Origin of the sequence: Faecalibacter bovis (assembly GCF_017948305.1) — a bacterium.
In the GTDB taxonomy this organism is placed as follows: Bacteria; Bacteroidota; Bacteroidia; order Flavobacteriales; family Weeksellaceae; genus Empedobacter; species Empedobacter bovis.
The window spans coordinates 1,225,166-1,238,727 of sequence record NZ_CP072842.1 but is presented as its reverse complement, the minus strand read 5'-3'; the positions used below and the strand labels follow the sequence as shown (position 1 = coordinate 1,238,727).

Annotated in this window: 12 protein-coding genes; 11 read left to right on the top strand and 1 reads right to left on the bottom strand. The window is 30.1% G+C overall.

The window, feature by feature from the left end:
- The first annotated feature begins 36 nt into the window (after nucleotides 1–36).
- The 11 genes from J9309_RS05900 (at nucleotide 37) to J9309_RS05850 (ending at nucleotide 11,606) form a co-directional block, all read left to right on the top strand.
- On the top strand, nucleotides 37–1,116 hold the full coding sequence (locus J9309_RS05900) for a bifunctional 3-deoxy-7-phosphoheptulonate synthase/chorismate mutase type II (protein WP_230477634.1): 1,080 nt from the start codon (nucleotides 37–39) through the stop codon (nucleotides 1,114–1,116).
- A gap of 6 nt (nucleotides 1,117–1,122) precedes the next feature.
- Complete coding sequence (gene rsgA / locus J9309_RS05895) at nucleotides 1,123–2,040, top strand: ribosome small subunit-dependent GTPase A (protein ID WP_230477633.1); 918 nt, start codon at nucleotides 1,123–1,125, stop codon at nucleotides 2,038–2,040.
- 69 nt (nucleotides 2,041–2,109) lie between these two features.
- Entirely contained in the window at nucleotides 2,110–2,337 is a 228-nt protein-coding gene (locus J9309_RS05890; protein ID WP_230477632.1) for a hypothetical protein, read from the top strand.
- 39 nt (nucleotides 2,338–2,376) lie between these two features.
- Nucleotides 2,377–4,344 carry a tetratricopeptide repeat-containing sensor histidine kinase gene (locus J9309_RS05885; RefSeq protein WP_230477631.1) on the top strand — a complete coding sequence of 656 codons (1,968 nt, stop codon included), beginning with the start codon at nucleotides 2,377–2,379 and terminating at the stop codon, nucleotides 4,342–4,344.
- Nucleotides 4,341–5,009, top strand: coding sequence for a response regulator (locus J9309_RS05880; protein ID WP_230477630.1), 669 nt, complete (start codon nucleotides 4,341–4,343; stop codon nucleotides 5,007–5,009). Before J9309_RS05885 ends, J9309_RS05880 begins: the two co-directional genes overlap by 4 nt.
- 92 nt (nucleotides 5,010–5,101) lie before the next feature.
- A complete protein-coding gene (locus J9309_RS05875) occupies nucleotides 5,102–5,374 on the top strand; it encodes a hypothetical protein (protein ID WP_230477629.1) in 273 nt (90 codons plus the stop codon).
- Nucleotides 5,375–5,578: 204 nt separating this feature from the next.
- Nucleotides 5,579–6,031 carry a D-aminoacyl-tRNA deacylase gene (dtd, locus tag J9309_RS05870; RefSeq protein WP_230477628.1) on the top strand — a complete coding sequence of 151 codons (453 nt, stop codon included), beginning with the start codon at nucleotides 5,579–5,581 and terminating at the stop codon, nucleotides 6,029–6,031.
- A gap of 9 nt (nucleotides 6,032–6,040) precedes the next feature.
- Nucleotides 6,041–7,933 (top strand): DUF3857 domain-containing protein, encoded by a 1,893-nt coding sequence (locus J9309_RS05865; RefSeq protein ID WP_230477627.1) that lies wholly within the window; start codon nucleotides 6,041–6,043, stop codon nucleotides 7,931–7,933.
- A gap of 3 nt (nucleotides 7,934–7,936) precedes the next feature.
- Nucleotides 7,937–9,955, top strand: coding sequence for a DUF3857 domain-containing protein (locus tag J9309_RS05860; RefSeq protein WP_230477626.1), 2,019 nt, complete (start codon nucleotides 7,937–7,939; stop codon nucleotides 9,953–9,955).
- Between the two features lie 93 nt (nucleotides 9,956–10,048).
- Entirely contained in the window at nucleotides 10,049–10,375 is a 327-nt protein-coding gene (locus J9309_RS05855) for a nucleotide pyrophosphohydrolase (RefSeq protein WP_121934014.1), read from the top strand.
- A 1-nt stretch (nucleotide 10,376) separates the two neighbouring features.
- Nucleotides 10,377–11,606, top strand: a complete 1,230-nt coding sequence (locus J9309_RS05850; protein WP_230477625.1) for a 3-phosphoshikimate 1-carboxyvinyltransferase — start codon at nucleotides 10,377–10,379, stop codon at nucleotides 11,604–11,606.
- Between the two features lie 40 nt (nucleotides 11,607–11,646).
- Here the strand turns inward: J9309_RS05850 and J9309_RS05845 are convergent, their stop codons facing one another.
- The gene (locus J9309_RS05845; RefSeq protein ID WP_230477624.1) at nucleotides 11,647–13,482 is read right to left on the bottom strand and encodes an ABC transporter ATP-binding protein; all 1,836 of its coding nucleotides are present in this window, start codon (nucleotides 13,480–13,482) and stop codon (nucleotides 11,647–11,649) included.
- Nucleotides 13,483–13,562 lie beyond the last annotated feature (80 nt).

Here is a 13,562-nt window from a genome sequence, read left to right as displayed (position 1 = left end):
ATACCTAAATCTATATACCTTAAATTTGTAACAATTATGGAAAATAATAACTGGATTAACCAATTCGAAAAACCACTAATTATCGGTGGTCCATGTAGTGCGGAAAGCGAAAAGCAAATGATGACAATAGCAGAAGAAATTGACAAAGATTATGTCAAAGTTTTTCGTGCTGGAATTTGGAAACCACGTACAAAACCAAACTGTTTTGAAGGTGTTGGTGCAATCGGATTAAACTGGTTGAAAAAAGTAAAAGACGAACATGGTATGATGATCGCTACTGAAATTGCGAACGCAAACCATGCAAAATTAGCTTTAGAATATGATGTTGATGTTTTATGGATCGGAGCTCGTTCTACGGTAAATCCATTTACAGTTCAAGAAATTGCTGAAGCTTTACGCGATACAGATAAAATCGTTTTAGTAAAAAATCCTGTCAATCCAGATTTAGATTTATGGATTGGAGCATTAGAACGTTTAGCTGGTCAAGGAATTAAAAATTTAGGTGCAATTCATCGTGGATTCTCGACTTACAAAAAGACGAAATACCGTAATAATCCGCAATGGCAAATCGCATTAGATTTTAAAAATAAATTACCAAATATTCCTATGATTTGTGATCCATCACACATCTGCGGAAACAGAGAAGGATTATTCGATGTATCTCAGCAAGCTTTCAACTTTGAGTATGATGGTTTAATGATCGAGACACACTGTAACCCTGATGAAGCGTGGTCTGATGCTTCACAACAAATTACACCTGCTCGATTAAAAGAAATTTTAGTAGATTTAGAATTGCGTCAATCTGACGATCCTGATTCTATTTATAAAGCAGGAATCGATAATTTACGTCATCAAATTGATGAATTAGATAGCTCTATTTTAGATACCATTGCACAACGTATGAAAATTGCTAATGCTATTGGAAATTTAAAGAAAGAACATAATGTTGCAGTATTCCAACCAGAACGTTGGAAACAGATTAAAGAAAATTCAGTTAAAGCTGGAGCTTCTTTAGGATTGTCAGAAGATTTTATTGATAAATTATTACAGGCAATACATCAAGAATCTGTTGCGCAACAAAACAAGATTATGATTAAAAAAGAAGAAAAAATATAATTCAGTTTGAAGGGAATTGTAACAAAATCTACAGGTAGTTGGTATCATCTTCGCACAGAAGATGGTTCAACTTACCAAGCCAGAATAAGAGGAAAATTTAGAATTGCTAACATCAAACACACGAACCCTATTGCGGTTGGTGATGAAGTTGATTTTGAAATAGACAAAGACGATGTCGCAGTAATTACTAAAATCCACGATCGAAAAAATTATATTATCCGTAAATCGGTTAATTTATCAAAGAAAACACACATCATCGCCTCAAATATTGATGTTGCGTTTTTGGTTGTAACAATGGCAAATCCTAAAACATCTTTCGGTTTTATCGATCGATTTTTAATCACTGCCGAAGCTTATCACATACCTGTTGTCATTTTATTCAACAAGATTGATGCTTATACAGAAGATGAATTAGAAGATTTAGCGTTATACAAACACATTTATAATACTATCGGATACGAAAGTTTGGATATTTCTGCTGAAACTGGTTTAAACTTAGATTTAGTTAAAGAACGAATGAAAGACAATATTAGTTTAGTTTCAGGACACTCAGGTGTTGGAAAATCTACATTAATTAATGCTTTACATCCAGATTTAAACTTAAAAACGCATCAAGTTTCTGATTTCAATAGTAAAGGACAACACACGACAACGTTTGCACAAATGTTCGAATGGCCTTTCGGCGGATTTATTATTGATACGCCAGGAATTAAAGAATTTGGTTTAGTTCATTTAGAAAAATCTGAACTTCAGAATTATTTTCCTGAGATTTTTGAATTAAGAAGCGAATGTAAATTTGATAATTGCATCCACGTTAACGAGCCTAAATGTGCTGTTCAGGATGCGGTTGAATCGATGCAAATCGCACCTTCTCGTTACGAGAATTACGTCACTTTTTTAGAAGAAGAAATTTATAATCAATAAATAGTTTACATAAAAAGCATAATCATTAGATTATGCTTTTTATATTTGACATTGATTAACAAATTGATTTTGAAAGCCTTTTACATTACACTTTTCCCTCTTTTCTTTTGTCTTACTTCAACAAGTATTTCAACAACAAATTCTACAGAAGTTTATTTATGTAATAGTAAATACGGTGAAAAATATCATTTTTCATCAAATTGTAGAGGATTAAAAGCATGTAAAAATCCAATTATAAAAGTTACACTTTCTGAGGCTAAAAAACGTGGAAAAACTATTTGCAGATACGAAGATTAATCGTTTTTTTTATCAGAAATTTTTGCTAATTTTTCAAAGATGAAAATACGCACAATATTAAAATATTTACTTGCCTCAATCTTCTTAATTTTATTATTTAACTGTAATAAAAATAAAGTAGAAAATATAAAAAATCAGGTTACGGATTCTTCTTCAATTCCAACTTTAATAGAAGAAGCGAATGACAATAATCTTCCTGATAAATCAAGAATTCAACGTCTTGATAAAGCGATTTCACTCGCAAAAGAAATCAATAATGATTCTTTAGAGTTCAGAGCCTTAGAATCGAAAATGTATCTTTTGTCTGAACTTGGAATGAAAGAAAGTGCGTTAAAATTAAATCATGAAATTTTAAAAAGATCTAAGGATTTAAAAAATAATAAATACATCGCTAACTCTTATTTCTTATTCGGAAACTACTATTACGAGGAGTATAATACAGATAGCGCTTATTACTATTTTAATAAATCGAAAGACGAGTTTATTAAGCTGAAAGATAAAGATGGTATTGCTAAAAACAGTATTAATCTTGCCATGATTTTAAACGATGTGGCATCTTATTTTGAAAGTGAAAAATTATCGTTAGAAGCTTTAAATCAAGTTAAACACAATCAAAATCATCCATTTTTAACTCCAATTTATAACAATCTTGCTGTTTCCAGCGGAAGTTTGTTAAACTACAAAGAGGAATTATATTGGTACGATAAGGCTTTAGAACTTACTGATGATCCGTATTACATCATATCAATCAATCATAATAAGGCAGTTGCTTATACTTTGTTAAAAGATTACGACAAAGCAATTTATATTTTAGAAAAAATAAAACATGACGATATTTTAAAACAATATCCAAACATAAAAGCACGTATTTTAGATAATCTGAGTTATGCAAAATGGTTGAAAAATAACAATGCTGATGTAATTGATGATTATAATGAAGCTGTAAATATTTTTATTGAGACTGAAGATAATTTTGGACTTAGCACCGTTTACGATCACTTATTTGATTACTACAAAAAAATTGATACAAAGAAAGCATTAGATTATGCTTACAAAAAATATCAGATTACTGAATCTTCTAACAATACAGAAGGTAAAGTAAATGCCCTGAAAAGAATTATTGTTTTAAATCCAAACCAAAAGGATATTGAAAAGTTTATTGATCTTTCAGATAGTTTGCAACACATCAACAGTAATTCAAAATATCAATTCGCAAAATTAGAATATGATGTGGATGAAAACAGAAATAAGGTTTACACACTTTCGTTAGAAAATGCAAACAAAGAAATTAATTTACAACGAGCTAAAGTTTCAATAATTATTGCTGTTGCAAGTTTAGTTATCGGAATCATAATATTTCTTAGTTATTGGTACAACATCAAGCAAAGACTTAAACAGGAAACATTAGAAACTATTTATGAAACTGAGGTAAAATTCTCTCAGAAATTACACGATGAGTTGGCGAATGATTTATTTACAACCATCACTTTAGTAGAATCTATTGCTTTTGAAAATACCGAACTAAAAAATAAATTAATTCATAATCTAGATCACATATATTCACAAACACGAAATATCTCTCGTGAAAATAATATTATTGATACAACTAATTTTAAACAAGAATTAGACATCATGCTGGGCTCGTTCAAATCAGAACAAGTCAATGTATTATCGAAAGGAATTGAAAGTATTAATTGGGATAAAATTGAAAATCAAATCAAAATATTAATTTATCGTGTTTTGATGGAGCTGATGACCAACATGAAAAAACACAGCGATTGTAGTTTAGTTGTATTAAATTTTCAACAAGAAGCCGATCAAACACTTGATATAAAATATGTTGACAACGGCACAAAAATTATTGATGAAAATAAGATCCATAAAAATGGTCTTAAAAATGTGGAAAACCGTATTATTCAATTAAATGGAAGTATTAATTTTGACGGCTCAAAAGGCTTCAGAGTCTTTATAAAAATTCCAACAAGTAAGAAATACAAGCTATTATGATCCGAAAAATATTAATCGCAGAAGATATTGATAGTATCAATACTGGTATAATTTCTATACTAAAAGATAAATATGACTTCGAAATTGAACATGCAAACTCGTGTGATAAAGCACTTTTAAAAATCAAAAAAGCAACTTTAGAAAACACACCTTTTGATTTGTTAATTTCAGATTTATCCTTCAAAACAGATGGTCTTTTAGATCCAGAATTAAAAAATGGTGAAGAATTGGTTTCTGCTGCAAAGAAAATTCAATCCAATTTAAAAACTATTATTTATACCATTGAGGATAAACCAGCCTTATTAAAAAGATTAAAAGATGAGGTTGAAGTCAATTCTATCGTCTTAAAAGGATTAAATAGTTTAATTGAATTATGTACAAGCATCGAGAAGCTTAACACTGGCGAAAATTATTTTACGACGGAGGTTTTACATAAAATAAAAAACAATTCTACGACAACCATCGAAGAATATGACATTACAATTTTAGACTTATTATCGCAAGGTTTTACACAACAAGATATTTCAACTACCTTAAAATCTAAAAAGATTAAACCTTCGTCTGTTAGCGCTATCGAGAAAAGAATTGGCGAATTAAAGACTACACTAAAAGCGAATAATAGTATACATTTAGTTGCTATTGCAAAAGATATGTTTCTTATTTAAAGAAATAAATTAATTTTTTTTCTTCATTTTACGGAATTCCGTAAAAATATAATTTTTAATCAATCTACATTTGCTGTGAAATAATAACCGACATGAAACACTTATACGTGGAAGTCACTTTCGATTTCGATGAGCAATACAAAAATGAAAAAGAAATATTTTTGGATTATTTAATAAGTGAAGATTGGGTTAATCTTGATTGTGAAAGAAACTGGAAAGTTGGTTTCAATCAAAAATTAATTATTAACGACAGAATAGCAATTATAAAAGATGATTTAGAAATTGCATCTAAAATTTCAAAAATAAAAGCTGTGGATTATGCAATTGTCTTAGAAGACAGTTTCTATTTCGGCACTATAAATTAATAAAAAACTAACGAAACTTAAATACCTACAACATCTAACTAAACTTAAAACAAACTAACCCTAACAACCAACTAACCCTAACAACCAACTAACCCTAACAACCAACCTTATTATAATCAAGTCTGTTCTGTCCTAACACTTAACAGGCTTTTTTATTTTTATATCTCTCGATATTCTCTAATTTTATAATCTGAATAAAGCTAAATGAGAATTATAATACAGCGCGTTCAACACGCTTCAGTAAAAGTTGAAAACAATATTACAGGAAAAATCAATCATGGTTTATTGGTACTCGTTGGCTTTGAACCTGATGATAATAAGGAGGATTTTGAGTGGATTAGCAAAAAAATTGTTCAATTACGCATTTTCGGAGACGATAATGGTGTAATGAATTTAGATATCAAACAAGTTAATGGCGAAATATTAGTTGTTTCTCAATTCACATTACACGCTGCTACAAAAAAAGGGAACAGACCTTCTTACATCAGAGCATCCAAACCAGAGGAAGCTAAAATACAATATAATACGTTTTTAAACGTTTTAAAAAATCATATCGATTCTGACATTCAAACTGGTATTTTTGGAGCAGATATGAAAGTTGAACTTTTGAATGATGGCCCTGTAACAATCTTTATAGATTCAAGAAACAAAGAATAAAATTATACAATGAATAAATTTCTACCTGCTACTCTATTTTTAATCCCAATAAGTTTATTATCACAATTTTATCCTGTTGATCAAATTCCTACAGAATTAAAGAAAGATGCTTATGCTGTTATTCGATCAGATAAAACCGATGTTCAACTCAATTCAATCAACGAATTTAAATACACCAACGAAGTTGTAATTTCAGTTTTAGACAAATCAGGAGATAGTTACGTTGATGCTTATCAACACTACGATCCAAATACGAAAATCGACCTTTTTGAAGTTGAAATTTTTGATGGAAACGGAAAATCGATCAAAAAATTTAAACCTAAAGACTTGTCTGATGCAAGTGCTGTTTCTGGTGGACAATTATATACAGATAATCGTATAAAATATTTAGAGTTTACACCAACATTTTATCCTTATACGGTACGATACAAAGTAACGACTACTAATAAAAATACCTTGTCATTGCCAAGATGGTTTCCTATTTCAAACGGAAATCTTGCAGTAGAAAAATCAAGTTATACATTCACTAACAACACTTCGTTTACACTTCGTCATTTAGAAAAAAACTTAGAGAATTATAACATTATTAAAAATAAAACGGATAAAACGTTTAATTACGAATTAAACAATTCAAAACCTTTACAAGACGAAGATTACATGATTAATTGGCGAAATATTATGCCGCATGTAATTATTGCAAGTGACCAAATTAATATAGACGGTACACAAGGTAAATTTGATAATTGGAACGATTACGGAAAATGGTCGTATCAATATCTTGTAGATGGTAAATTAGATTTTACACCTGCACAAAAAGCTTATTTCCGAGATTTGGTAAAAGATGCTAAAACAGAGAAGCAAAAAGTCGCAATTTTATACCAATACATGCAGAAAAAAGTTCGTTACATTGGTGTACAATTAGGTATCGGTGGGCTTTCGCCATTTCCAAACTCTTATGTAGAATCTAAAAGTTACGGCGATTGTAAGGCACTTTCTAATTATATGATTGGAATGTTAGATGCAGTCGGAATTAAAGGATATCACACGGTGCTTTTTGCCAACAATAATTCTGTTGATATTGATGATCAAATGATGTATCAGCAAGGAAATCATATGATTGTTTATGTTCCATTAGCTGATGAAGATATTTGGATTGAAGCGACAAGCCAAACAAGTCCATTCAATCACTTAGGGCAATTTAGTGGGAACAGAAATGTTTTAATCTATCATGAAAATGGTGGTAAAATTATTCCTTCTCAGGTTTTTGATCACAATAATAATATCTTAACAACGAAAGGTACAATTGAAATCACACTTGAAGGAAATGCTAAAATTGATTTGCACGAAACTTCTAAAGGATTATTTTACGATGATAATTCGTTTGTGAAAACTTATTTACATAAAGATCAGATCGATCATTTCAAACGTAAATTTCCAGTTTTAGCTCAACCAAATATTAATGATATTCGCTTCGAAAACGATTGGGAAAATGCTAGTTTCGAAACTTTCTTAAAAGTTACTTCTTCCAATTTTGCTAAGAAACAAGGAAACAATTTAATTTTTAATTTAATACCGGCCAATAACGAAACTTCTACGTTGAAGAAAGCGAAAGAAAGAAATTACGATTTCCACATTTCACGAGGTTATACTGATATTATGGAATTTGAAATTATTGTTCCCGAAAATGTAAAAACTCCAATTCAGATTCAACCTATTGAAATTAAATCTGAATTTGGTTCGTATCATTTAACAGTAGAAAAAACAGCTCAAAACAAGTATATTTTAAAAAGAACTTACAAACAAATTAAAGGAAATTACGAAAAAGCTAAATTTAATGATTATGTTGAATTTAGACGTCAAGTGTCAGCCAATGACAATATCAAAACACTACTAGAATTCTAACACATGAAACAATACATTACAATTGGTATAGCATCTTTAGCTGCTATTTCTACACAAGCACAAGATATTAAATTCGGAAAATTTACAACCGAAGAAATTACAAAAACAAAAAGTACAATTACACCAACTGCTCCTGCAGAAGTGTTATATTCTAGTGCTAAACATAAAATTGATTGGGATCAGAGTACGGGTGATTTAATGAAAACTTCTATCATTACTTACCGTATCAAGATTTTTGATAAAGATAAAACACCAGATCATTTACTAACGTTAGAAATTCCTCTGGGTAAAGGAAATTCAAAATCTGATTTTGAAAAAATTCAGTCTTTAAAAGCTTCAACTTTTACTCCTGAAGGAAATGGAATGAAAGAATATAAAGTTGAAAAGAAAGATATTTTTACTAAAAATGTTCACAACTTTCTAGATCTTCAAACATTAACTTTTCCTAATGTTCAAAATGGATCAATCATCGAATATGCTTACGAAGTAAAATCACCATTTTACTACAATACAGACACTTGGTATTTCCAAGAAAGTGTTCCTGTTGTAAAAAGTAATTTAGTTTTAGAAACAAACGAAGTTTTAAACTATAGCGACGATTTTAGAGGTCAATATATTTTAAAACCTACAACTTCTAGCAAAAGAGAAACTGCAAATTACAAAACTCAAGGAAGTAGAGGTATTAATAATACAACGGATGAATTTAGAGCTAGCTCAATTGGATCTTATGAATATGTCATAAACACTAAATCTTATTCAGCAGAAAATTTACCTGGTTACGAAAAAGAAGCTTATGTATTAAATCCACGTAACTTGTTATCATCTGTTCGATTCGAATTAGCTTCATATATGCCTAAAAATGGAACGCCACAATATTTCTCAACAACTTGGGAAAAAATTGGTAGAGATTTAATGGATAGCGAAAGTTTTGGACGTCAATTAAATGGTAATTCATTTTTAGATGATAAAGTAAAAGAAATAATTGCTGGTAAAACTGATGAACTTGAAAAAACGACTGCAATTTTTGATTTTGTAAAAACAAATTACAAATGGAATAATTACAGCGGAAAATCAACTGATTCAGGAATCCGTAAAACATATAACGAAAAAACAGGAAATGCGGCAGACATCAACTTAATGCTAATTTCTATGTTAGAAAAAGCTGGTCTTAAAGCGAATCCTGTTGTTTTAAGTACAGTTCAAAACGGAATGTTGAATTACGTTTTCCCTTCTATGGCAAAACTTAATTACGTTATTGCTGCGGTAAACATCAACGGAAATGAAGTTTTAATGGACGCTACTGATCCAAACTCTAAAGTAAATTTATTACCATTAAGAGCATTAAATCACCGTGGAATTTTAATTTCTAAAACAGGAGTTAAAGAAGTTAATCTTGTCAATACAATTATGTCTACAGACAAAACACAAATTGTCGCTACATTAACTGCTGATGGAAAACTAAACGGAACATATAACAATTATCATGATAATTATTTCTATATCAACGATAAAAGCGAAATCCAAGAAGATCCAAAAGCATTCGAAAAAGATTTTATCGAGGAATATACTTTCGATATCGAAAACTTTAAATCAGTAGATAATAATGAAAATTTAATTCGTCATTCATTCAAATTCAGTAATGTACAAACGGATGTTATCGGAAATAAAATAATTTTAAATCCTTTAATTTTCACAGCTTTAGAAAATCATAACCTAAACTATGAAAACCGTAATTATAATATCGAATTTGGAACTCCGATGACAATTTCTAAAATTGTTAAGATTAAAATTCCTGAAGGTTATAAGGTAGAAAGTTTACCAAAAGAATATCAAGAAAAAATCATAAATGATGCAGCTGGATATGCTTATAAATTCGAGGAAAAAGACGGATTTATCCAAATCACTTCTGCTCGTGTTTTACCATACAGTATTTTACCATCAGACTATTATAAACCATTCAAAGAGTTTATGAATAAAGTCGTAGAGGCAGAAACTCAGCAGATAGTATTAGTTAAAATCTAATCAACAATATATTTTAAATTATAGCCAATGGAAAACTCCATTGGCTTTTTTTATTTTGTACATTTACTATTCATAATTAAAAAATCAGACGAAATGAGTTTAAAACAAGCACAACAAGACGTAGATAATTGGATCAATAACCATGGTGTTCGTTATTTTAACGAATTAACAAATATGGCTCAATTAACAGAAGAAGTTGGAGAAGTTGCGCGAATTATCGCTCGTCGCTATGGTGAACAATCAGAAAAAGAATCAGATAAAAACAAAGATTTAGGTGAAGAATTAGCAGATGTTATTTTTGTTGCTCTTTGTTTAGCTAATCAAACTGGTGTTGATTTAGAATCTGCCTTTTACAAAAAATTAGATATTAAAACACAACGCGATCACGACCGTCATCAGAATAACGAAAAATTAAAATAAGATGATTTTAATTTCGAAAGAAAACACAATCATAAAAGATAAATTACAAATCACTGGATCAAAAAGTGAGAGTAATCGTCTTTTATTATTAAATCAATTATTTCAAAATGCTTTGACTTTAGAAAATGTTTCAAATTCTGAAGATTCTCAACTAATGGCAAAAGCGTTAGCAAATACAAGCGATTTAATTGATATACATCACGCCGGAACTGCCATGCGTTTTCTTACCGCGTTTTATTCTATTCAAGAAGGTCGTTCGGTAACCCTAACAGGTTCTGATCGTATGAAACAACGTCCGATTGGAGTTTTAGTTGATGCTTTAAACCAATTAGGTGCAGATATTACATACCTAGAAAACCAAGGATTTCCACCTCTTAAAATTAACGGTAAAAAAATTACAACATCTTCTATTACAATTCCAGCAAATGTAAGTAGCCAATATATTTCGGCTTTGATGTTGATTGGAACGCAATTAGAAAATGGATTAACAATAATATTAGAAGGTAAAATAATTTCTGTGCCTTACATCCAAATGACGATTCAATTATTGAATAAAATTGGGGTAAAAGCTGAAATGAATGGTCAAGAAATTAAAGTTGAATACACGCCTAAAATTGAATCTAATATTTTGCAAGTGGAATCAGATTGGAGTTCTGCTTCATACTTTTATTCTTTGATTGCCTTAAGCCCAAATAGTGAAGTTACTATTTCTACCTATTTTGAGGATTCTTTACAAGGTGATTCGGCTTTACAAACAATTTATAAAGATCATTTTGGTGTTGAATCGACCTTTGATAATGGGAAATTAACTTTAAAAAATATTCCTGATTTCAATTATTCTGATGTTATAACTTTAGATTTAAATAACACGCCAGATATTGCTCAAACAATTGCTACGACTTGTGTTGGTTTAGGTTTAAAATGTCATTTAACAGGATTAGAAACTCTTAAAATTAAGGAAACCGATCGTTTAATTGCTTTGCAAAACGAATTGACTAAATTCGGTGCAATCGTTGTTATTACAGAAGATTCTTTAACAATTAAAGGATATAATATTTTCGAAGAAACTCCTATTCTAGCAACATACAACGACCATAGAATGGCAATGTGTATGGCTCCTTTAGCGGTAAAATATCCTATCAAGATAGAAAATGAAATGGTTGTTGAAAAATCTTATCCAACATTTTGGGAAGATTGGAAACAACTAGGTTTTGCAATAAAAAATTTATAAAAAAAAGCATCGATTAATCTCGATGCTTTTTTTATGTTACTTAGCTAAAATTTTGCATGCTGACCAAATTCGCATAAGCACCATTTTTATCAATTAATTCGTTATGACTTCCTTGCTCGATAATTTTTCCAGCTTCCATCACAACAATTTTATTCGCATTTTGTATCGTAGATAAACGGTGTGCAATAACCAAAGATGTTCTATTTTGCATCATGTTATTCAATGCATTCTGAACTAATTTTTCTGATTTTGTATCCAATGCAGATGTCGCTTCGTCCAACACCATAATAGGAGGATTTTTATAGACAGCACGAGCAATGGACAATCGTTGTTTTTGCCCACCAGAAAGTTTACTTCCACCTTCTCCTACACCTTCATTGTATTGTGCTGGTTGCTTTACAATAAACTCTTCAGCATTCGAAATTTTTGCAGCTTTAACAATTCCTTCCTCACTCGGTTTTGGATCGCCTAACGCGATATTGTTAGCTATAGAATCATTAAATAAAATCGAATCTTGAGTTACCAAACCAAATAAATCACGATAGTTTTTAAGATTAATATCCTTAATATTTATTCCATCAATTAAAATCTCTCCTGATTTTACATCCCAAAAACGAGTCAAAAGATTTGCAAGTGTTGATTTTCCTGAACCTGACTGACCAACAAGAGCTACGGTTTCACCTTTATTTATTGTTAGGTTAAAGTTCTCTATGATGGTTTCATCTCCATATCCAAAACTTACATTTTTAAACTCAATTTTATCTTCGAAAGAATCTAATTTTTTAGCATTTTCATTATCTTTAATCGACACATTTGCATCTAAAATTTCGAAAACACGTTGTGCAGAAACTTCACCTTTTTGTATGTCTGATAAGGCTTTAGAAAACTTTTTAATTGGATCTAATAAGGTGTAAAATGTACCGATATAAAAGATAAATTCTGATCCTGACAATCCATTTCCTTCTAAAGATAATTTACCTCCGAAAAACACAATTAAACCTATTGTTACTGCACCTAAAAATTCGCTGGTTGGCGATGCTAAAGCGCGTTTTTTCATTACTTTTTGCAAGTAACTTCTATAGCGATTTATCGATACATCAAACCTTCCTTTTATTTGATCTTCAGCATTAAAAATTTTAATAATCTTTAAAGCAGCTAACGTTTCATCAACATAGGTAATAATGTTTGATAATTCGGTCTGTGCATGTTGTGCAGCACGTTTTAAACTCTTTCCAATCAAAGAAATAATAGTTCCCATAATTGGGAAAACCAGTATTGCAAACAACGTTAATTCTGTACTTGTAATAAACAATACGGTTACGAAGACAATAATCATAATCGGTCCGCGTATAATTTCTACAATTGAATTTAAGATATTGCTTTCTACTTCATTCACATCATTTGATATACGCGTAATCATATCTCCTTTTCTCTTTTCTGTGAAGTAAGAAATAGGCAATTCTAAAATTTTATTGTGCAAATCGATACGCAAATCACGTGTTACTCCTGATCGTAAATCGACTAAACACGTTTCTGACAAATAACTAAATATGTTTCTAAAAAGAAATGCAACGATAAATAGCACACACGAAATGGCTAGAATATAAATTGGACCTTCAGCATTTGCTAATTGACTAATGTAATAGCCTGAATAATTAGATGCAAAATCTTTTAGATCCATTATTTTTCCTGAAAATTCAGGTTTTGATATAATCTTACCTTTTTCTTCCCCGAATAAAATTCCTAAAATAGGCATCATAAATGCCAAGGCTACAACATTAAATATTGCATAGAGTATATTAAAAAATATCGCTGTTGCAAAGGAGGTTTTATAGGGTTTTATATAAGATAATGCTCTTTTTTTGTATGAACTCATTGATATGAATAATTTAAAGATTTCAGATGAATCTGAACGTGCAAATTTAAGTAAAAAAATAATGACTATTTTCAAAGTAG